At 68.1% G+C, this 20,114-nt stretch carries 19 protein-coding genes; 3 read left to right on the top strand and 16 right to left on the bottom strand.

What is annotated here, in order from left to right; translation table 11 throughout:
• Nucleotides 1–7 precede the first annotated feature (7 nt).
• The 7 genes from VIM54_RS07765 to VIM54_RS07735 form a co-directional block, all read right to left on the bottom strand.
• Nucleotides 8–208 (bottom strand): hypothetical protein, encoded by a 201-nt coding sequence (locus VIM54_RS07765; protein WP_331900279.1) that lies wholly within the window; start codon nt 206–208, stop codon nt 8–10.
• Between the two features lie 88 nt (nt 209–296).
• Nucleotides 297–1,565: a glutamate-5-semialdehyde dehydrogenase gene (locus tag VIM54_RS07760; RefSeq protein WP_331900278.1), complete on the bottom strand. Its 1,269-nt coding sequence runs from the start codon at nt 1,563–1,565 to the stop codon at nt 297–299.
• 440 nt (nt 1,566–2,005) lie between these two features.
• A complete protein-coding gene (proB, locus tag VIM54_RS07755) occupies nt 2,006–2,794 on the bottom strand; it encodes a glutamate 5-kinase (protein ID WP_331900276.1) in 789 nt (262 codons plus the stop codon).
• The gene (gene obgE, locus VIM54_RS07750) at nt 2,787–4,352 is read right to left on the bottom strand and encodes a GTPase ObgE (RefSeq protein ID WP_331900274.1); all 1,566 of its coding nucleotides are present in this window, start codon (nt 4,350–4,352) and stop codon (nt 2,787–2,789) included. The genes proB and obgE overlap by 8 nt, the downstream gene beginning before the upstream one ends.
• 130 nt (nt 4,353–4,482) lie before the next feature.
• A complete protein-coding gene (gene rpmA, locus VIM54_RS07745; protein ID WP_331900273.1) occupies nt 4,483–4,740 on the bottom strand; it encodes a 50S ribosomal protein L27 in 258 nt (85 codons plus the stop codon).
• A 37-nt stretch (nt 4,741–4,777) separates the two neighbouring features.
• On the bottom strand, nt 4,778–5,086 hold the full coding sequence (gene rplU / locus VIM54_RS07740) for a 50S ribosomal protein L21 (RefSeq protein WP_147783014.1): 309 nt from the start codon (nt 5,084–5,086) through the stop codon (nt 4,778–4,780).
• 158 nt (nt 5,087–5,244) lie between these two features.
• Nucleotides 5,245–5,802 carry a hypothetical protein gene (locus VIM54_RS07735; protein ID WP_331900271.1) on the bottom strand — a complete coding sequence of 186 codons (558 nt, stop codon included), beginning with the start codon at nt 5,800–5,802 and terminating at the stop codon, nt 5,245–5,247.
• Nucleotides 5,803–5,860: 58 nt separating this feature from the next.
• Between VIM54_RS07735 and VIM54_RS07730 the strand changes: the two genes are divergently transcribed.
• Entirely contained in the window at nt 5,861–6,145 is a 285-nt protein-coding gene (locus VIM54_RS07730; protein WP_331900270.1) for a DUF4031 domain-containing protein, read from the top strand.
• Here VIM54_RS07730 and VIM54_RS07725 read toward each other — a convergent pair.
• From VIM54_RS07725 to VIM54_RS07705, 5 genes are all read right to left on the bottom strand, one after another.
• Nucleotides 6,135–7,040, bottom strand: coding sequence for a hypothetical protein (locus VIM54_RS07725; protein WP_331900268.1), 906 nt, complete (start codon nt 7,038–7,040; stop codon nt 6,135–6,137). The two genes, VIM54_RS07730 and VIM54_RS07725, sit on opposite strands and share 11 nt — an antisense overlap.
• A gap of 126 nt (nt 7,041–7,166) precedes the next feature.
• Nucleotides 7,167–7,544, bottom strand: coding sequence for a hypothetical protein (locus VIM54_RS07720; RefSeq protein WP_331900267.1), 378 nt, complete (start codon nt 7,542–7,544; stop codon nt 7,167–7,169).
• On the bottom strand, nt 7,525–8,271 hold the full coding sequence (locus tag VIM54_RS07715) for a TIGR03943 family putative permease subunit (RefSeq protein WP_331900266.1): 747 nt from the start codon (nt 8,269–8,271) through the stop codon (nt 7,525–7,527). Before VIM54_RS07715 ends, VIM54_RS07720 begins: the two co-directional genes overlap by 20 nt.
• Nucleotides 8,261–9,286 carry a permease gene (locus VIM54_RS07710; protein WP_331900265.1) on the bottom strand — a complete coding sequence of 342 codons (1,026 nt, stop codon included), beginning with the start codon at nt 9,284–9,286 and terminating at the stop codon, nt 8,261–8,263. Before VIM54_RS07710 ends, VIM54_RS07715 begins: the two co-directional genes overlap by 11 nt.
• A 45-nt stretch (nt 9,287–9,331) precedes the next feature.
• Nucleotides 9,332–12,058 carry an Rne/Rng family ribonuclease gene (locus tag VIM54_RS07705; protein ID WP_331900264.1) on the bottom strand — a complete coding sequence of 909 codons (2,727 nt, stop codon included), beginning with the start codon at nt 12,056–12,058 and terminating at the stop codon, nt 9,332–9,334.
• A gap of 415 nt (nt 12,059–12,473) precedes the next feature.
• Between VIM54_RS07705 and VIM54_RS07700 the strand changes: the two genes are divergently transcribed.
• Nucleotides 12,474–13,457: a vitamin K epoxide reductase family protein gene (locus VIM54_RS07700; RefSeq protein ID WP_331900263.1), complete on the top strand. Its 984-nt coding sequence runs from the start codon at nt 12,474–12,476 to the stop codon at nt 13,455–13,457.
• A gap of 93 nt (nt 13,458–13,550) precedes the next feature.
• Nucleotides 13,551–14,450: a DsbA family protein gene (locus tag VIM54_RS07695; RefSeq protein ID WP_331900261.1), complete on the top strand. Its 900-nt coding sequence runs from the start codon at nt 13,551–13,553 to the stop codon at nt 14,448–14,450.
• 92 nt (nt 14,451–14,542) lie between these two features.
• Here the strand turns inward: VIM54_RS07695 and ndk are convergent, their stop codons facing one another.
• The 4 genes from ndk to ileS are packed head-to-tail and all read right to left on the bottom strand — an operon-like array spanning nt 14,543 to nt 20,109.
• Nucleotides 14,543–14,962 carry a nucleoside-diphosphate kinase gene (gene ndk / locus VIM54_RS07690; protein ID WP_331900259.1) on the bottom strand — a complete coding sequence of 140 codons (420 nt, stop codon included), beginning with the start codon at nt 14,960–14,962 and terminating at the stop codon, nt 14,543–14,545.
• Nucleotides 14,959–15,393 (bottom strand): DUF4233 domain-containing protein, encoded by a 435-nt coding sequence (locus VIM54_RS07685; RefSeq protein WP_331900257.1) that lies wholly within the window; start codon nt 15,391–15,393, stop codon nt 14,959–14,961. The genes ndk and VIM54_RS07685 overlap by 4 nt, the downstream gene beginning before the upstream one ends.
• Nucleotides 15,390–16,781, bottom strand: a complete 1,392-nt coding sequence (locus tag VIM54_RS07680) for a folylpolyglutamate synthase/dihydrofolate synthase family protein (RefSeq protein ID WP_331900255.1) — start codon at nt 16,779–16,781, stop codon at nt 15,390–15,392. Before VIM54_RS07680 ends, VIM54_RS07685 begins: the two co-directional genes overlap by 4 nt.
• A complete protein-coding gene (gene ileS / locus VIM54_RS07675; RefSeq protein WP_331900306.1) occupies nt 16,774–20,109 on the bottom strand; it encodes an isoleucine--tRNA ligase in 3,336 nt (1,111 codons plus the stop codon). Before ileS ends, VIM54_RS07680 begins: the two co-directional genes overlap by 8 nt.
• Nucleotides 20,110–20,114: the final 5 nt, after the last annotated feature.

Here is a 20,114-nt window from a genome sequence, read left to right as displayed (position 1 = left end):
ATTGAAGCTAGTGGTGGTCGGTTCCGTGGGCGGTGGCCGAACCATCGACCTTGTGACTGTGACGGTTGGCGACGTCGCGGAAGCTGTAGACGACGAACGCGAGCGCGGCGAAGACGACAACGGCGATCAGCGGGAAGACCCACGCCGGAAAGAACAACTCAATCTTGGCCTCTGCGGCCGCCAGAACAATCGTGCTTAGCAACGCCATCCACCCATCTTCGTTCGGTCCCAACTAGAGCAGCCTAGCAATCGGCGGCTGGGCGCGAGCCCAAGGCGCGCGCGGGCGTTCTGCCGCGCTACGGCCGCACCTGGCCCGAGCCGCGCACGATCCACTTGGTGCTCGTGAGCTCGCTGAGCCCCATCGGCCCGCGCGCGTGCAGCTTCTGGGTGGAGATGCCCACCTCGGCGCCGAAGCCGAACTCACCACCGTCGGTGAAACGGGTCGACGCGTTCACCATGACGACGGCCGAATCCACCTCGGCGAGGAACCGTTCGGCGTTGCCGAGGTCGTTCGTGATGATCGACTCGGTGTGGTGGGTCGAGTAGCGACGGATGTGCTCAATCGCCTGGTCCAGCCCGTCGACCACCCGCACCGAGAGGTCGAGCGACATGTATTCGGTCGTCCAGTCGTCTTCGGTGGCCGGCACGGCATCCGCGAAGATCGCCCGCGTGCGCTCGTCGGCGTGGATCGTGACGCCGGATGCCCGCAACTCGCCGAGAACGGCAGGCAGCAGTCGGGCGGCCGAACCCTCGTGCACGAGCAGCGTCTCGAGAGCGTTGCACACGCTCGGCCGCTGCACCTTCGAGTTCTGCACGATGTCGACGGCCCACGACTCGTCCGCCGACTCGTCGAGGAAGACGTGCACCACGCCGGCCCCGGTCTCGATCACCGGAACCTTGGACTCGTTGACGACCGTGTTGATGAGGTCGGCGCTGCCGCGCGGGATCAGCACGTCGACCAGGCCGCGCGCCTGCATGAGCTGCCGCGCGCCGTCCCGGCCAAACTCGTCGATGGTCTGCACCGCATCCCGGGGCAGTCCGACACTCGCCATGGCCTCCTGGATGAGGGCGACGAGCACCCGGTTGGTGTTCTCGGCGGCGCTTCCGCCGCGCAGCACCGCCGCGTTGCCGCTCTTGAGGGCGAGGGCCGCGATGTCGATCGTGACGTTGGGCCTGGCCTCATAGATCACGCCGATCACGCCGAACGGCACGCGCACCTGGCTGAGGTGCAGGCCGTTCGGCAGGGTCTTGCCCCGCACGGATTCGCCGACCGGATCGACGAGGGTGGCCACGAGCCGCACGGCCTCGGCAAGGGACGCGAGTCGCTTCTCGTCGAGGCGGAGGCGGTCCTGCAGGCCCACGCTTAGACCGTTCTCCCGCCCGTTCGCCAGGTCGAGCTCGTTGGCCGGGATGATGCGGTCGGCGTTGTCCACGACGGCCAGCGCGATCGCCTCGAGGGCGGCATTCTTCAGGGCGGCGTTGGACGTGGCGAGGGTTATCGAGGCGTCCCGGGCCGCCTCCAGCTTCTCGGTGAAGGTACGCGTGGCGACAACGGTTTCAGACATGCCGCAAGTTTACTTTGCGATGCGCGCGGGGCGCCCGCTCCACGGTACTCCGGCCGGCGCCGATCCCCACCCGCGTTACTCCCACCCGCGTTTCTCCCACCCGCGTTACTCCCAACCCGCGTTTCTCCGGAGGTTTGTGGATCTCGGGCCGATTCTGGACGCACCGTGCCCGTAAACACGGGCCATGGCATCCGGCAACGCGGCCAGCCTCCGGAGAAACGCGTGTCAATGGGCCGTGCCGGCACGTCTTGCCGGAAGGTCGGGCGAGAAGTCGCAAGCGCGCTGCTGCGCGGCTCCAGCCCGCGTTTCTCCGGAGGTTTGTGGATCTCGGGCCGATTCTGTCCGCACGGTGCCCGTAAACACGGGCCACAGCATCCCGCAACACGCGAAACCTCCGGAGAAACGCGTGTCAGCCGCGCAGGAACGCGGGCCAGCGACTACTAGGCGAGGGGCGCGGCCTCGAACCAGGTGCCGAGCAGCGCGCCGTCGAGGGCGGCGTGCACGTCCCTGGTCGAGGCGAGCAGCACCGGGGTGCCGGCCGACGCGGCGAGCTTGGCGGCGGCGACCTTGGTGCCCGCTCCCCCGGTGCCCACGCCGGCGGAGCCGATGTCGCCGAACTCCACCCCCGCGAGGTCGTCGGAGTACGGGACGGTGTCGATGCGGCGCGCGCCCGGCTCGTGCGGCGGCCGGGTGTACAGCGCGTCGACGTCGGACAGCAATACGAGGAGGTCGGCGCGCACGAGCTGCGACACGAGGGCGGCGAGCCGGTCGTTGTCGCCAAATCGGATCTCGTGCGTCGCCACGGTGTCGTTCTCGTTCACGATCGGCAGGATGTGCAGGCCGAGCAGGCGCTCCATGGCACGCTGCGCGTTGCTGCGGTGGGTGGGGTTCTCGAGGTCCCCCGCGGTCAGCAACACCTGGGCCGCAACGATGTCGAAGCGGTCGAGGCTCTCCTGGTAGCGGTAGATGAGCACGTTCTGCCCGACGGCGGCGGCCGCCTGCTGCGTAGCCAGGTCGGTGGGCCGGGCATCGAGCCTGAGGTACGGCATGCCGGTGGCGATGGCCCCGGATGAGACGAGGATCACCTCGCAGCCGCGCGCGTGCGCCGCCGCGAGGGCGTCGACAAGTGGCCCGATCTGGCCGACGTTCGCGCCACTGATCGACGACGAGCCCACCTTCACGACGACCCGTTTCGCGCCGACTACCTCGGACCGGAAGAGGCTAGTCATCCGACGACGGGGTTCCAGCCTCTGCGCCGGTCTTCTCCTGGACCGCATCGCGGTCGATGGCAAAGCCTTCGTCGTCGTTCCACATGCCCGCCTCGCGCTCGCGGATGAGCTCCGCGCGGGCCTCGGCCTTGCCGTCCATGCGGTCCAGGTACTCCTGGCGCCGGGTCTTGGAGGTGGGCCGCTCGCTCTGCACGAGGCGCGGGTCGGTGCCGCGGGGGGCGGTGAGCAGCTCGGCGGTCGAGGTGAGCGTCGGCTCCCAGTCGAAGGTGACCGGGCCGATTATCACGGTCGATCCGGCGACGGCACCGGACTTGAACAGCTCGTTCTCCACCCCGGACTTGGCGAGGCGGTCGGCGAGGAAGCCGATGGCCTCCTCGTTGTTGAAGTCGGTCTGCGCCACCCAGCGCTCTGGCTTGCCGCCGACGACACGGTAGACGTTGCCAGCCGATCCGCCCTCCACCTTGACGGTGAAGCCGGCGTCTCCGGCGGCCCTCGGACGCAGCACGATGCGCGGCTTCACCGGCTGGGCCGCGCGCTTGGCGCGGTCGGCCTCCACGAGCTCGCCGAGAGCGAACGAGAGTTCGCGAAGGCCCTCGCGGCTCACCGCGGAGATCTCGAACACGCGGTAGCCGCGTGCCTCGAGTTCCGGGCGCACGAGCTCGGCGAGCTCGCGGCCCTCCGGCACGTCCACCTTGTTGAGGGCGATGAGCTGCGGACGTTCGAGCAGCGGCACCTGGCCGTCGGGCACGGGGTAGGCGGCGAGTTCGCCGAGGATCACATCGAGGTCGGTGAGCGGGTCGCGCCCAGGCTCGAGGGTCGCGCAGTCGAGCACGTGCAGCAGGGCGGAGCAGCGCTCGACGTGGCGCAGGAACTCGAGGCCGAGCCCCTTACCTTCGCTGGCGCCCTCGATGAGGCCGGGAACATCCGCGACGGTGAAACGGGAGTCGCCGGACTCCACGACGCCGAGGTTCGGGTGCAGGGTCGTGAACGGGTAGTCGGCGATCTTGGGCTTCGCCGCGGAGATCGCGGCCACGAGACTCGACTTGCCGGCCGACGGGTATCCGACGAGCGCGACATCCGCCACGACCTTGAGCTCGAGGTAGACGTCACCCTCCCAGCCGGGGATGCCGAGGAGGGCGAATCCGGGCGCCTTGCGCTTGGTGGAGGCGAGGGCCGCATTGCCGAGGCCACCCTGGCCGCCCTGCGCGGCAACATAGCGCATGCCGGGTTCGGTGAAGTCGATGAGCTCGTTGCCCTCGGCGTCCTTGACCACGGTGCCGAGCGGCACGAGCAACTCGATCTCCGCGCCATCCGAGCCGTTGCGGTTGTCGCCCATGCCCTGGCCGCCCTTGTCGGACTTGCGATGGGGTGCGCGGTGGAAGCCGAGCAGGGTGGTGACGCCCGCGTCGCTCACGAGCACGATGTCGCCGCCGTCGCCGCCGTTGCCGCCGTCGGGGCCGGCGAGGGGCTTGAACTTCTCGCGCTTCACGGAGACGCAGCCGTCGCCGCCGTTGCCCGCGCTGAGATGAAGCGTTACCTGGTCAACGAAGGTAGCCACAACGCATCCCTTCTTGGTCGACCGAGCGACCGCTTAAAAGGTGAGAGCGAGCCGAAGCTCGCCCGCACCCGTTGAACAACATGCCGGCCCGGACGGCCGACGAACGACCGTTTCGGGACCGAGCGGAAAACTACTGGGCAGCCGCCACGATGTTGATGACCTTGCGGCCACCCTTCGCGCCGAACTCGACCGAGCCCGCCGCGAGGGCGAACAGCGTGTCGTCGCCGCCACGTCCGACGTTCACGCCGGGGTGGAAGTGGGTGCCGCGCTGGCGGACGATGATCTCGCCCGCGTTGACGACCTGGCCGCCGAAGCGCTTCACGCCGAGGCGCTGTGCGTTGGAGTCGCGACCGTTACGAGTGGAGCTTGCGCCCTTTTTGTGTGCCATTTAACTATTCAGCCCCTGGGTACGTGTCTGTCGAGGATTACTTGATGCTGGTGATCTTGATGCGGGTGAGCTCCTGGCGGTGGCCCTGGCGCTTCTTGTACCCGGTCTTGTTCTTGAACTTCTGGATGACGATCTTCGGTCCACGCAAGTCGCCGACTACCTCGGCGGTCACGGTGACCTTCGCAAGCGCCGCAGCGTCGTGCGTGATCTTGTCGCCATCGACGAGCAGCACTGGTGCCAACTCGACGTTGCCGTTCTTGTCGGCCTTGATGCGATCGAGCACGACAATCGTGCCGACCTCAACCTTTTCCTGCCGACCACCGGCGCGCACAACTGCGTAAACCACTTGGTAACCCTCACTATTTGACTGGTAAGTCCGTATTCGACTGGAAGTATCCAGGGAAGTCATGGCGTGCTGACATTTCGCGGGCTTAGCCCAGCGCACACCAAGGGTCAACAATACTCGATTTCTGGTCCGTCGGTCAAACGGGCTCCGGGCAGCCGTCAGGCCGTGTCCACGATTCCCGCGATGGGGTGCCTGGAGGGGTGGCGTTCGACCCAATTCCACAGCAGGATGCCCGCGAGAATCACGAGGGGCGTCGCCGAGACGAACTCCTGCGCAGCCAAGGCGAGGCCGACGCCGAGGGTGCGCATCGTCTCGGCGCCGAGCCGCGAGAGGGCGCCCTGGTCCATGAGCCCCTGAACCGTCGCCACGGCCTCCACGACGGTCGTGGTGAGGAACACCAGGACCGCCCCCGCCAGGGCGGCGAGCAGGCTCCTCGTGATCACGTGGGCGAGCCTCAGCTCGGCGGCGACGGGCGCGATGAACCAGAAGCCGAGCAGCACTCCGACGCTGAACGGCACGGAGACCGTTACGACCTGCCGACCGTAGACCGACCACCACGGGAGGTCGCGCAGGGACCCGCCGCCGGAATACCCCAGCTGCGCCACGAAGAAGGTCAGGAGGCTCTGCACCACCAGCACGGCGAGCACGAGCGCCGCGGCGGCCAGCGCCACGAGGAAGCCGCGCTGGCGCACGACGCGATGGGCGAGGGCTGTCATCGAAAGGGTCCCCTTGGGTGAGTGGGTGCGGCGCTCGGGCCGTGTCTAGAATCGGCCAATGACCGTGTTGATAGACCAGCCTAGGTGGCCTGCGCACGACATGCTCTGGTCGCATCTGGTCAGCGACAGCTCGCTCGAGGAACTGCACGCGTTCGCTCTCCGGATGGGAATCCCCCGCCGCGGGTTCGACCTGGACCACTACGACGTGCCGGAGGCCCGGTTCGACGAACTCGTGGCGGCCGGTGCCGAACCGGTCACGATAAGGCAACTGGTGGAACGCCTCGCGGCCAGCGGTCTGCGGGTGTCTCAGCGCGAACGGCGCGCTCTCGACGCTACCAATTGACGTCGAAGCCCGTGACGCCGCGCACGAGGTTGCCCGAGGCGATGTCGACGAAGACGGTCGTGACCGAGGTGGACTGCGGATTCGCCGCATAGCCGTCGGAGATGCTCGTCGAGACGTCGGGCACGGTGCTGATCGCCACGTACTGGCCTTTGGGCGACACCCGGAAGTCGTCGATGCTTCCGCGGTCGCCGACCGTGCGGTAGAGGATGCGCGCCGAGCCGCCGGACTCGAACACCAGGAGACTCGCAAAGGTGTTCCCGGCGCCGGTCACGACCACCTTCTGCACCCGCGCCGTGCCAGCACCCAGCAGCTCCAGCCGGCCGCCGAAGGCGTGTTCGCCTCCGATGTCGAGCACGGGAAGCCGGGTGGTCTTTCCGGTGGCGATGCTCAGTGTCATCCTGCTGACGGCATCCGCGACAACGATCGTCGAGCCGTCGGGCGAACCTCCGTCGAGTTCGGCGTACTGGCCGAGTGGCGTGATTCCGCGGGGTTTCGACGGGTCGATGAGGAGCACGGACTGATCGAATCGATGGGCGACGATGCTGTCCCCCGCACCCAGGAAGCACCAGTCGTCGACGGCGAGCGGCTTCGAATCGAGCCCGGCAATCGGCTGCACGGTGTGCGCCCCCAACAGATCCACGGTCATCAGGGTGCTGTCGTATTCGCGACCGGCAGGAGGTCCGGTGCTCGTGAACTCGAAGCCGAGCCTGCCCGCGGCAGGAGCGGCCCGAAGCCCCCGGATCGTGCCCGCTCCGGGCAACGGGATCTGCTCGACGGCTCCCCCGCCGAGACTCACCAGGGCGAGCTCGCTGGCCCCGTCCGCGCCCGTGCTCACCACGGCGAGCAGGGCGGCGAAGGCCACGAACTGCTCGACGTGGGGTGCCGAGTAGACCACGGTGCGCCCGGTGCTGCGCAGCTTCGTGCGAATGATCTCGTCGTCGCCCCCTGACGCGGGATCAGCGCGATCCAGGGAGAACGACTCGGCGCCGGGTGTGGTGAAGCTCGAGCGGAAGGTCTGCGGCTACTGCTGGTAGGCGCTCGTCACGCCGCGCACCGTCACGGAGTAGTTCGTGGCGTAGTCGAGCCGCTGGTCGAACTGCACCGCGATCGCCTGCCCGGCGGTGCTCACGGTGAAGCCGGCCTTCGGGCTCACCGTCACCTGCGATTTCGACACGCGCGCCAGGTTCTGGTCGGCGAACAGCCTCAGCTGCTGGCCGGGCTGCTCGACGGCCTTTGTCGCGTCCACCTGACTGGACGACAGCTTGGGACCCTGCAGGTAGTCGAGCACCGCAAAGGTGCCGCAGACCGCGACGAGGATGGCGACGGTGAGCGCGAGAGCGCGCCGGAAGCGGCGGTCGGACGCGGAGCGGCGGTCGAAGTCAGTAGAGGTACGGCTCACTCGGCTGCTCCACTTTGGCGGTCGAGGCGGGCACGATCACGACGGGCTGCTGGCTCGACCGGCTCGGGTTCGAGTCGAATTCTCCCTTCACCTGCACCCACTGGTTGGGCGCGAGGGCATTCCTCCAGTCGGGCAGGTACACCGGTACTCCCACCGGCTGCGCGTCGACCGCACAACAGGTGATCACGAAACGCGAGACGTAGAATATGTTGTTCGCATCGTCCTTGTCCGCCGTGACGAAGCCGGTCACATCGACCGGCTTGTTCCGATAGAACGACGAGTCCGTGGTCTGGCGCAGCAGTGAGGCCCAGTCGGCCACCGAGAACCGCGCAGACGCATTCGCGGGGGCCACCGCGGCCGAATCCAGGGTCTTGGAGCTCTGTCCGACGTTCGTGCTGTTGATCACCCGCTGGTCGGCCGTGGCCGTGGTGAGGGTGGCCGGCGGCACGACGATGAGTCCGGCGGCGAGCACAAGAGTGGACACCGTGGCCGTGTTGGAGACGACCGCCCGCCACCCGACAGGCTGCTCGTCGTGATCGTGGTCTGGCCGGCGGGCGAGACTCGCGACCACGATCGCGAGGCCCACGGCGGCCATGATCACCGTGAACACGATGTAGCGCGGGTGGATGTAAAGGATTAGCTGGTTGGTCAGCGCGAGCCAGACCGTGGAGACCAGAGCCGCGATGCAGAGCACGATTCCGCGGGCGCGGCGGAGCTTAAGCCACATAGTTGATCACCAACCCGATGACCGCGCTCATGAGCGCGACGACGACGGTGAGCTGCACGAGCACGCGGGCGGTGAAGGTGGTGCGCATCAGCGTGAGCATCTTGATGTCGACGATGGGTCCGAACAGGAGGAAGACGGCCACCGATCCGGGCATGAAGGTGCTGGCGAACGGCAGGATGAAGAACGAGTCCACGTTCGAACACACCGAAATCACGAACGCGAGCACCATCATGGCGAGGATCGACCAGACGGGGTTGCTGCCCAGATTGAGCAGCACGCCGCGGGGCACGACCACTTGCACCAGTCCCGCGACGAGCGATCCGATGAACAGCGCGGGCATGATCACGCCCGCCTCGCGCGCGAACAGCTCGACGCTCTTCCGGGCGCGCGTCTGCCGGTGCTCGTGGGCATCCGGCAGCCGGCACTCGGCGGCGAACCGGTCCGTGAGTAGGCTCTCCTGGCGCGAATGCAGCGAGAAGAGCCAGCCGACGACGTTCGCGATCGCGAACCCGCCGAGGAGCCTCGCCACGAAGATCGGGCTGTCGAAACCGAATGCCTGCCCGGTCGTGATAATGGTGATCGGGTTGACGATGGGGGCGGCCAGAAGGAACGTCATCGACTCGGAGACGGTGAAGCCCTTGACGATGAGCCCCCGTGCGAGAGGCACGTTGCCGCACTCGCAGACCGGCAGGAAGATGCCGAGGAGGGAGATGACGGCCCGCCGCAGCGCCGGCTGGGAGGGAAGCACCCGCATGATCCAGTGATCGGGAATCCACACCTGCACGAGGATGGAGAGGAGAACCCCGAGGATCACGAAGGGGAGGGACTCGACGATCACGCTGATGCTCAGCGTGATCAGGTCCTGAAGCTGGTTGGGCAACGACCACCGGCCGAGGCTCGGCGTGGTCGCGCGAATCAGGAACGCCGCACCGACGCCGACCACGCCGACGGTCAGCCCGACGATGGTGGGTACTCCGATGCGAGCTCGCTCTCGCTCAGCCGCCCGGGTACCCACCCGCCAAATCCTAGAACACCGTTCCGCGAGGAACGCTGCGCCTCGCTACACCTCGGGCGAAGACTCGGCGTCGCTGGATGACGTGCGCACGGGGCCCGCGCTCGACACGCGGCGGCTCGTGCGCGCACGGCCCTGGCCAGGCTGCTTCGGCTCGGGCAGGGCGTCGAGCACCGAGTCGAGAATCTGCTCGGCGTCCCGCGGACTGATCGTGCGCGGGGCACGAGCGGTCTTCTTCACCGGGATGTCAAGGATCTCCACGGCGGCTTCCGCCGCGGCGACGGAGGCCTGCTCCACCGCGTGCTCGACCGGCTCCCTGGCCTGTTCTGCCTGGTGGTGGGCCGGCTCGTTCGAGTGCGCGATGGTGGAGGCCGCGATCTGGGCGAGCGCGTTCTTCACGTCGTCGGTGATGGCGTGCGTTCCGCTCGTGGACTTCTGGGCCGATCCACTGGACTGGCCGCGTCCGGAGTCGCCGCCGTTTCCGTTTCCGTTTCCGCCGTTTCCGCCGCTGTTGCCGCCCTTGCCGCGGCTGCGACGGATTTCGGGCTGCGCCGTCTGGCGGTGCTTGGTGACCGGGTCGTGATGGATGACGATGCCGCGGCCCGCGCAGTGCTCGCACGGCTCGCTGAACGACTCGATGAGGCCGAGGCCGAGCTTCTTGCGCGTCATCTGCACGAGACCGAGCGAGGTGACCTCGGCCACCTGGTGCTTGGTGCGGTCGCGGCTGAGGCACTCGACGAGTCGGCGGAGCACGAGATCGCGGTTGGACTCGAGCACCATGTCGATGAAGTCGACGACGATGATCCCGCCGATGTCGCGCAGGCGAAGCTGGCGCACGATCTCCTCGGCGGCCTCGAGGTTGTTCTTGGTGACCGTCTCCTCGAGGTTTCCGCCGGAGCCCACGAACTTGCCCGTGTTGACGTCGACGACGGTCATCGCCTCTGTGCGGTCGATCACGAGCGAACCGCCGGAGGGCAGCCAGACCTTGCGGTCGAGCGCCTTCTCGATCTGCTCCGTGATGCGGTACTCGTCGAACGAGTCGACGGTGCCCTCGTAGGTCTGCAGCCGGTCGATGAGGTCCGGCGCAACCTGCTTGAGGTAGGTGGAGATCGTGCCGAGGGCATCCTCCCCCTCGATCACGAGCGTGTGGAAGTCCTCGTTGAACACGTCGCGCACGATCTTGACGAGCAGGTCGGGCTCGCTGTGCAGCAGCGCGGGCGCCTGCACGTTCTCAAGCGTCTCGCTGATCGCGGCCCACTGGGAGGTGAGCCGGTTCACGTCGAGGGTGAGCTGCTCCTCGGTGGCGCCCTCGGCCGCGGTGCGCACGATGACGCCCACGTTGTCTGGCAGAACCTCCTTGAGGATCTTCTTGAGACGCGCACGCTCGGTGTCCGGAAGCTTGCGGGAGATGCCGTTCATGGATCCGTTTGGCACGTAGACGAGGTAGCGTCCCGGCAGGCTCACCTGGCTTGTGAGGCGCGCGCCCTTGTGACCGACCGGGTCCTTCGTCACCTGCACGAGCACCTTGTCGCCCGGCTTGAGGGCGAGCTCGATGCGGCGGGCCTGGCTCTTGCCGTCGCTCGAGTTCTCGGCGGCGGCCTCCCAATCCACCTCACCGGAGTAGAGCACGGCGTTGCGGCCGCGCCCGATGTCGACGAACGCCGCCTCCATGCTCGGGAGCACGTTCTGCACCCGCCCGAGGTAGACGTTGCCGATGAGGCTCGCGTCTGCGGCCTTCGCCACGTAGTGCTCGACGAGCACGCCGTCTTCGAGCACGCCGATCTGGATGCGGTCGAACTTGGAGCGCACCACCATCGTGCGGTCGACGCTCTCGCGGCGGGCGAGGAACTCGGCCTCAGTGATGACAGGGCGGCGGCGTCCGGCATCCCGGCCGTCACGACGACGCTGCTTCTTCGCCTCGAGGCGGGTGGAGCCGCGAACCTTCGTCGGCTCATTGCTCAGTTCGGGTGCCGGTCGCGGGGTGCGCACCTTGACGACGGTGTTGGCCGGGTTGCCGTTGCCGGCCTCGCGGTCCTCTTCGCCGGAGCGCCGGCGGGACCGACGGCGCACGGTCGCGGTCTCTTCGAAGTCGTCGCGCGGTTCCTGCGGACCCTGTCCACCGGAGCGTCCGGCCGGGCGGGGCATCAGCACCGGCAGGTCGGGGGCCTGGAAGAGCAGGGATGTCGTGGGGCGGGCCGGCCGCGTCGGTTGCGTCGGCTGCGTCGGCTGCGTCGGCCGTTCGGGCTGTTCCGGCTGCGACGCCGTCTCGGCCGCCGGAGAGTCGACCGGCTTGCTGGACCGGCTGCGGGCCGGGGCCTTCTTCGGTTCCGCCTGCTGCGTGCCGGCGCCGGGCTCGTTGGCGTCTGGCTGGTTGGCCTCGGACTTCGGCGCGACGCGTGGCGCGGCCTTCGGCGCGGACGAGCGCCTGGCCGGCGCTCGCTTCGCCGGAGCCGACTGCTCGACGGCGGGCTGATCGGCGGCGGGCTGATCGGCAACCGGGCCGGCCGCCGCCGTCGCGTCGGTCGTGACCGTGGCGCGCGGGGCGCTGCGACGGCGCGGCGCGGCGACCGGGACGGTGACCTCCGTCGGCTGTTCGCGCTTGGAATCCGGCGCTGCCTGCTGCACGGGCGCCTGCTGTGCTGGCGGAGCCGTGGTCTCCGGCGCGCTCACGGGTGGCGCGGCGGCTGCCTTCGCCCTGCGACCGCCGAAGAGACGGCTGCGCCTCTTGCCCTCGTTCGGTGTTGCGCCGTCATTGTTGTCAGTTGTCTCCACCATCGCTGGTGCACTCCTAGCCCGCTGCAGGCGACCGCGCCGCCTACCGGGTACTCTCTCGTGCGGCCGTACGCTTCGGCGAATCTGGCGCCTCGGCGAACATCCCGCTAATTCTCACGTTCCGAGACCGGCCTGTGCCTGGTGATGCCCTGCCTCCTGGCACGGCATTTGTGGACGGTGCTCCGGTTGGAGCTGGCTCTGGTCTCGCTCGTCTTAGTTTCGTTCTCACTGCTCGGAACTTGCTATCCGACACGGTCTGGTGAGCGGCACTGTCTTACGACGTACCGATTCTTCGTGGCCCGGTTTGATGCCCGGTAAGCATTCTCTGGCGTCACATCGAGCGCGGCTCGGGTGACTAAACCAAATTATCGCACGCATTGCCAGCAATGCGGCATTTGGGGCATGCAATAATCCGAGGGTGACTCCGAACTCGCCGGAAAACCGCCCGTCGCGGTCCGGGATCCTTCTGACCTCCCTCGGCGCCGTCGGGGTGCTGGTCTCGTTCCTCAGCACCGTGATCGCGTTCGTCGGCATCGAGACGGCGATCGGCATCCCGAAGCTCATCGGAGCCGACAACGAGCTCGGCTACCCGTCCTCGGCCTTCTCGATGGCCATCTTCGTGATCGCGCTCACCGTCGGTGCCGCCCAGCTCGCCGGGGCATCCGTCTCCCCCGCCTGGTGGCGCGCGCTCGGAACCGTCTTCGCGGTCGGCGTGGTCTTTGAGATCTGGGCCGCCTACCTCGCCTTCACCTGGTTGCTCGCCGCGCAACTCGTGCTCATGGCGCTGGTGTTCGCCCTCACGGTGCCTCGACTGCGGCGGGACGGGCGTCCGCTCGAGCTCGGCATGTTCCTGGCGGTGGCCTCCGTCGTCGGCTTCTTCGCCGCGTGCCGGCTCACCGTCGACAAGGTGGGCACGTTCACCACGCCCGACGTCGCTCCCTCCTGCAACGTCAGCGTGCTCGTGCAGTGCGGCAAGAACCTCAAGTCCTGGCAGGGCTCGCTGTTCGGCTTCCCGAATCCCCTGCTCGGGATCGGGGGGTGGATGGCGCTCTTCGTAATCGCCGTGCTCATCATCAGCGGGGTGTCTTTCGCCCGCTGGTTCTGGATCGCGCTCAATGTGGGCATCACCGGCGCCCTCGCGCTCGTTGTCTGGCTCATCACCGAGAGCATCTTCGACCTCGGAACGCTCTGTCCATGGTGCATGGGGACCTGGTCGGTCACGATCCCCTCGTTCTGGTTGATCACCCTCTACAACCTCAAGTCGGGCAACATCCGGGTGCCGGCGAGAGCGCGCCGGCTGTTCACGGCCGCCTACGGCTACGTGCCCCTCATCACGCTGCTCAGCTACGTCGTCGTGGCGGTCATCGCCCAGGTCCAGCTGGACGTTCTCAACCGCCTCTAGGCAAAACCCCAGCCGGGGTAACGGATGCTCTGAGCACCGTTTCGTATTGTTAGTACCGGTTCCTGTTCATTCGACAACGTTGGGTCACATCACATGGTCGCTCCTCCCGCCAACCGCAACTCCCCGCAGCCGGGAAAGAAGGATCGGCGAGAGGCCGCCCGCGAGACGGCGAGGATCGAACGCGAGACCGAGAAGCGGCGGCAGCGCCGCAACCGGGTGTTCCTGCAGGGCGGCATCCTCGTCGGCGTCATCGCGATCATCGCGGTGGTCGCCCTCGTGATCGTCAACGTGAACGCCAACAAGCCGACCGGCGACGGGCCGAAGAACATGGCGAGCGACGGCATCCTGCTCACCGGCAGCACGCTGGCCGCGGTGCCGACCCCCGCGATCAAGGCCGGCGGCAAGCCCGTGCCCATCGACACGTCCACGCTGAAGAGCGGCGTGCGCATCGTCACCTACATCGACTACCAGTGCCCGTACTGCCAGCAGTTCGAGGCGGCGAACGCCCAGCAGATCGAGTCGATGGTCGCCTCGGGAGCGGCGAGCCTCGAGATTCACCCGATCGCGTTCCTCGACGCGAACTCGCTGGGGAACAAGTACTCGAGCCGGGCCGCCAGCGCCGCGGCCTGCGTCGCCAACTACGACCCGAACAACTTCAACGCCGTGAACACGGCGCTCTTCGCCAACCAACCGGCCGAAAACACCTCGGGCAAGACGGACAAGGAGCTGATCGCGGTGCTCAAGGACGCGGGAAGCAGCAGCAGCAAGATCAGCTCGTGCATCACCTCGCAGGCCTTCGTGCCGTGGGTCACGGCCGCCACCGCCCGCATCGACCCATCCGGAAAGACGGTGACATTCAAGGGCGTCGCGAACACCCCGCAGAAGTTCGCCGGCACCCCGACAGTCTTCGTGAACGGCGAGCGCTTCACCGGTTCGATCACGGATCCCGCGGTGTTCGCGGCGTTCGTGCAGAAGGCGGCCTCCGCCGGGTAGTTTCCTGCCACCCGGGGCGTTCCCCTGCGCCAGGAAGTGGCACAGGGGAACACCCGCGGGGCCGGGCGCGGTCGCCGCGTGAACGGGGTTGGTCAGTCGAACCAGAGGTCGAGCTCGCGCGCGGCCGACTCCGGCGAGTCCGAGCCGTGCACCAGGTTCTGATGCACCTTGAGGCCCCAGTCTCGTCCCAGGTCGCCGCGGATGGTGCCGGGCGCCGCGGTGGTGGGGTCCGTCGTGCCGGCGAGCGAACGGAAGCCCTCGATCACGCGGTCGCCGGCGATGCGCAGGGCCACAACGGGCCCGCTCTCCATGAACTCGACGAGGGGCTCGTAGAACGGCTTGCCGACGTGCTCCTCGTAGTGCTTGGCGAGCAGTTCGCGGTCGGCCTCGACGAGCTTCACGTCGACGAGCTGGTAGCCCTTGGCCTCGATGCGGCGCAGGATCTCGCCCGTGAGGTTGCGGGAGACCCCATCCGGCTTGACGAGGACGAGAGTTTCTTCAACGGTGGTCATGGTGACTCCTCAGTGCCGGGCATTTCCGGCGTTGCGGTGGTTTCGGTTCGGTAGTGGGCGTTGCGGTAGACGGCATTGCGGCGGTCGAGGCGACGGCCGGTGATGGCGCAGTAGGTCCAGAGGGCGGCGAAGACGGCGCCGATAAACCACATGAGCGGAAGCAGAAGTCCGGTGGCGAGCAGCACGGCCTGCGCCAGCCAACCGAGCCAGACGCCCCAGCGGTAGCGCACGAGCCGACCGATCACCAGCAGGGACACGAGCAGCGCCGCTCCCCCGCCGAAGGCCGCGCCGGCCGGCAGCACGCGCAGGCCGAACGCGGTGAGCGCGATGAAGAACACCAGCACCGCCTCGAGCAGCAGCACGATCGAGAGCAGCGACTCGGTCGCCGAACGCTCCCGGCGCGCTCGGCCAGGCGTCGGCTGCGCGGTCACCGCTTCCAGCCGTCCTGTTCGGCGAGAGTGATCGCCTCGCCGATCAGGGTGATGGATCCCGTGATCACGACGCCGCGCCTCGGCTCCTGGGCCGCCCACTCGCGCGCCGCATCGATCGCGTCCTGGGCCGAGTCGAACGAGTCCGTGGCCTTCTCCCCGGCGAGCTCGAACACGATCGGCGTGAGGTCGTCCACCGGCACTGCGCGGTCGGAGCTCGACGCGGTGACGAAGAACCGCGTGGTGATCGGCACGAGCGCGGAGACGATGCCCCGCGCATCCTTGTCGGCGAGCACGCCGAGCACGATCCCCACCTCGTCGAAGGTGAAGTAGCTGGCGATCGCCTTGGTGAGCGATTCAGCGCCATCCGGATTGTGGGCGGCGTCGATGATCACCGTCGGTTCGACGCCGATCACCTGGAGACGGCCGGGGGATGCCGCCGTGGCGAGGCCCTCGGCGAGGACGTCGCCGACGAGCGCCTGCTCGCCGCCGCCGAGGAACGACTCGACGGCCGCGATCGCGACCGCTGCGTTCTGCGCCTGGTGGTCGCCGAAGAGCGGCAGGAAGAGGTCGTTGTATGTGCCGGCGAGTCCGCGCACGGAGAGCACCTGCCCGCCGACCGCCACGGTCGTGCCGAGCAGCTCGAAGGCCTTCCCCTGCACGGCGAGGCTCGACTCGGTCAGTTCGGCGGCGCGCTCGAGTTCGGCGAGCGCGGTCGGCTGCTGGGTCGAGGTGACGACGGCGGCGGCCGGCTTGATGATGCCGGACTTGGTGGCGGCGATCTGCGCGACGGTGTTGCCGAGCCGGGCGGTGTGATCGAGCGAGATCGGGGTGAACACGGCCACGACGCCGTCGCCGACGTTGGTGGAGTCCCACTCGCCGCCGAGTCCGACCTCGATCACCGCGACATCCACCGGGGCGTCCGCGAAGCTCGCGAACGCGAGGGCGGTAAAGGCCTCGAAGAAGGTGAGCGGCAGCTCCCCCGCAGCCGTGAGTTCCGCGTCCACCATGAGCAGGTACGGCCGGATGTCGTGGTAGTTGGCGACGAACGCCTCGTTGGAAATCGGTTCGCCGTCCACCACGATGCGCTCGTTCACCCGCACGAGGTGCGGGCTCGTGAGGAGGCCCGTGCGGAGCCCGTACGCGCGCAGGATGCTCTCGGTGATGCGGCTGGTGGAGGTCTTGCCGTTCGTGCCCGTGATGTGGATGATCGAGTACGCCCGCTGCGGGTCGCCGAGCAGTTCGACGACGCGCCTGGTGGGACCGAGGCGCGGCTGCGGGTTCGCCTCGCCGACACGGTCGAGGAGTTCGCGGTAGACCTGGTCCGCGTCGTTCTGGTATAGCGAGTCGTCGCTGAGTTCCGGGTCGTGCGCGTCGTGGTTCTTAGACATCTGTACCTGCTCCGTGGATGGTGACTTGGACGAGAATGTCGCCACTGTTCGCGTACTGGCCCGCCGGCACGAGCGCCCGGAAGGCGCCGGGTGTGCCGTGTTGCGCGGCATACGTCTCAACATTCTCGCCGTCCGTCGAACGGACCTCAATCGCGAGAGCGAGAGTCTCCCTGGCGATCGTGTCTTCGAAGGGCTCTACTCCCGACCGCTCGGAACCGGAGGCGAGGAAGATGGCGAGATCGATCCGGTCGCTCACGGCGAGGCCGGCGGCCTTGCGGGTGTCCTGCACTGCACGGATGATGTCCCGGGCGAGGCCCTCCGCCTCGAGCTCCCAGGTGGTCTCGGTGTCGAGCAGCACGAAGCCGCCGCCGGGCAGGAAGGTGATGGCCTGGGCCTCGTGCGCCGCCTGCAGCTCGAGCTCGAACTCGCCGTCGACCAACTCGATGCCGCCCACCAGCACTCCGTCGCCGCTCGGCGACCAGTCGCCGGCCCGTGCGGCCTGGATCACGGCCTGCACCGCCTTGCCGATGCGCGGACCGGCCGCCCGGGCGTTCACCGTGAGCTTGCGGGTGATGCCGAAGTCGGCGAGGCTGCCCTCCTCGAGCTCGCGCAGCACCACGGCCTTGACGTTGAGTTCGTCGCGCAGGATGTCGGAGAACCCGGCGAGGGACGCCACGTTCCCGGCCACCACGGTGAGCTCGGCGAGGGGCAGGCGCACCCGGAGCCCTGTCGCCTTGCGCAGCCCGAGGCCGGAGGACGCGATCTCGCGCACCCGGTCCATCGCCGCGACGAGTTCGTGGTCGAGCGGGAAGCGCTCGGCGTTCGGCCACTCGGTGAGGTGCACGCTGCGTTCGCCGGTGAGTCCCTTCCAGACGCGCTCGCTGATGAGCGGCAGGAGGGGCGCCGCGAGGCGGGTGAGCGTCTCCAGCACGGTGTACAGCGTGTCGAACGCGTCACGCCCCTCGGCGGTGTCGGTGTCCCCAGACCAGAAGCGGTCACGGCTGCGTCGCACGTACCAGTTGGTGAGCACGTCGCCGAAGTCGCGCAGGGCGAGCGCGGCGAGCGGGCTGTCGAGGCCGTCGAGGTGCGTGGTCACGTCGACCACGAGCTCGCGCGTCTTGGCGAGCAGGTAGCGGTCGAGCACGTCGGTGGAGTCGGTGCGCCACTCGGCGGTGTAGTCGGCGGCGTTGGCGTAGAGGGTGAAGAAGTAGTAGCTGTTCCACAGCGGCAGCATGAGCTGGCGCACGCCCTCGCGGATGCCCTCCTCCGTGACGATGAGGTTGCCGCCGCGGATCACGGATGACGCCATGAGGAACCAGCGCATCGCGTCCGCGCCGTCCCGGTCGAAGACCTCGGAGACGTCCGGATAGTTGCGCAGCGACTTGGACATCTTCAGGCCGTCGCTGCCGAGCACGATTCCGTGCACGATCACATTCTTGAAGGCGGGTCGGTCGAAGAGCGCGGTCGACAGCACGTGCAGCATATAGAACCAGCCGCGGGTCTGGCCGATGTACTCGACGATGAAGTCGGCCGGATTGTGCTCCTCGAAGAACTCCCCATTCTCGAACGGGTAGTGCACCTGGGCGAAGGGCATCGAGCCGGAGTCGAACCACACGTCGAGCACGTCCTCGATGCGGCGCATCGTGGACCTGCCGGTGGGGTCGTCGGGGTTGGGGCGGGTGAGCTCATCGATGTACGGGCGGTGCAGGTCAGGCTGGCCGGCTGCGTTTCTTGGCAAATCGGCGAAGTCGGCCTCGAGCTCGTCGAGCGAACCGTAGACGTCGATGCGCGGATACTCGGGGTCGTCGCTCTTCCAGATCGGGATCGGCGATCCCCAGTACCGGTTGCGCGAGATCGACCAGTCCCGGGCGTTGGCGATCCACTTGCCGAACTGGCCGTCCTTCACGTTCTCCGGCACCCAGTTGATCTCCTGGTTGAGCTGAACCATGCGCTCGCGGATCTCGGTGACACGGATGAACCAGCTCGACACGGCCTTGTAGATGAGCGGGTTCTTGCAGCGCCAGCAGTGCGGGTAGCTGTGCTCGTAACTCGCGACGCGCAGCAGGCGCCCGTCGGCTCGCAGCTTCTGCACGAGCGGCTTGTTCGCGTCGAAGACGTGCAGGCCCGCGACATCCGCGACGATCGGCAGGAACTTTCCTCCGTCATCGACGGAGATGATCACCGGGATTCCGGCGGCGGCACAGGTGACCTGGTCGTCTTCACCGTAAGCGGGCGCCTGGTGCACGATTCCGGTGCCCTCGCCGGTGGCGACGTAGTCGGCGACGAGGATCTGCCAGGCGTTCCCGGTGCCCCAGGCCTCCTCGTCGGCGTAGTAGTCCCACAGCCGGTCGTAGGTGACGCCGGCGAGCTCGGCGCCGAGAACGGTGCGGTCGATCGCGGTGACGGCGGCCTCGGGCGAACCGTAGCCGAGGTCCTTCGCATAGGTGGCCACCGTGTCGGCGGCCAGGAGGAACTCGGAGACGCCCTCCGCCGACCCGTCCGCGGCGCCCAGCGGGCCGCTGGACACGACCGCATATCGGATGTCCGGGCCGACGGCGAGGGCGAGGTTGGTGGGCAGGGTCCACGGCGTCGTCGTCCAGGCGAGGGCCCTCACCCCGGTGAGACGCAGGCTCTCGGCCTTCGCCCCGTCGAGCGGGAACGTGACGGTCACCGACTGGTCCTGCCGCATCCGATAGACGTCGTCGTCCATGCGCAGCTCGTGGTTGGAGAGCGGCGTCTCGTCGTGCCAGCAGTACGGGAGCACGCGGAATCCCTCGTACGCGAGGCCCTTGTCGTAGAGCTGTTTGAAGGCCCAGATCACCGACTCCATGAAGGTGACGTCGAGCGTCTTGTAGTCGTTCTCGAAGTCGACCCATCGTGCCTGGCGGGTGACGTAGTCCTCCCACTCGCGGGTGTATTCGAGCACGGACTCGCGCGCCTTCGCGTTGAAGGTGGCGATTCCCATCTCCTCGATCTGGTGCTTCTCCGTGATGCCGAGCTGGCGCATCGCCTCGAGCTCCGCCGGCAGCCCGTGGGTGTCCCAGCCGAACCGGCGGTGCACCTGCTTGCCGCGCATGGTCTGGTAGCGCGGGAACAGGTCCTTCGCGTACCCGGTGAGCAGGTGGCCGTAGTGCGGCAGGCCGTTCGCGAAGGGTGGCCCGTCGTAGAACACCCACTCCTCTGCGCCCTCGCGCTGGTCGATCGAGGCCTGGAACGTGCCGTCCCGCTTCCAGAACTCGAGCACCTCGAGCTCGATGGCCGGAAAGTTCGGGCTCGGGCGCAGCGGTTCGGCCGGTTCGGCGTCGGGCGAGCTCTTGGGGTAGGTCATATCTC

Origin of the sequence: Lacisediminihabitans sp., assembly GCF_036569425.1 — a bacterium.
Classification (GTDB): domain Bacteria; phylum Actinomycetota; class Actinomycetes; order Actinomycetales; family Microbacteriaceae; genus Lacisediminihabitans.
The sequence above is the reverse complement of the archived record's forward strand: the minus strand, read 5'-3'. Positions and strand labels throughout refer to the sequence as shown.

Excerpts from the sequence above, each read along its gene's own strand:
- VIM54_RS07765 (WP_331900279.1), bottom strand. The coding sequence starts at position 208 with ATGGCGTTGCTAAGCACGATTGTTCTGGCGGCCGCAGAGGCCAAGATT.
- VIM54_RS07760 (WP_331900278.1), bottom strand. The coding sequence starts at position 1,565 with ATGTCTGAAACCGTTGTCGCCACGCGTACCTTCACCGAGAAGCTGGAG.
- proB (WP_331900276.1), bottom strand. The coding sequence starts at position 2,794 with ATGACTAGCCTCTTCCGGTCCGAGGTAGTCGGCGCGAAACGGGTCGTC.
- rpmA (WP_331900273.1), bottom strand. The coding sequence starts at position 4,740 with ATGGCACACAAAAAGGGCGCAAGCTCCACTCGTAACGGTCGCGACTCC.
- VIM54_RS07735 (WP_331900271.1), bottom strand. The coding sequence starts at position 5,802 with ATGACAGCCCTCGCCCATCGCGTCGTGCGCCAGCGCGGCTTCCTCGTG.
- VIM54_RS07730 (WP_331900270.1), top strand. The coding sequence starts at position 5,861 with ATGACCGTGTTGATAGACCAGCCTAGGTGGCCTGCGCACGACATGCTC.
- VIM54_RS07715 (WP_331900266.1), bottom strand. The coding sequence starts at position 8,271 with ATGTGGCTTAAGCTCCGCCGCGCCCGCGGAATCGTGCTCTGCATCGCG.
- VIM54_RS07705 (WP_331900264.1), bottom strand. The coding sequence starts at position 12,058 with ATGGTGGAGACAACTGACAACAATGACGGCGCAACACCGAACGAGGGC.
- VIM54_RS07695 (WP_331900261.1), top strand. The coding sequence starts at position 13,551 with ATGGTCGCTCCTCCCGCCAACCGCAACTCCCCGCAGCCGGGAAAGAAG.
- ndk (WP_331900259.1), bottom strand. The coding sequence starts at position 14,962 with ATGACCACCGTTGAAGAAACTCTCGTCCTCGTCAAGCCGGATGGGGTC.
- VIM54_RS07680 (WP_331900255.1), bottom strand. The coding sequence starts at position 16,781 with ATGTCTAAGAACCACGACGCGCACGACCCGGAACTCAGCGACGACTCG.
- ileS (WP_331900306.1), bottom strand. The coding sequence starts at position 20,109 with ATGACCTACCCCAAGAGCTCGCCCGACGCCGAACCGGCCGAACCGCTG.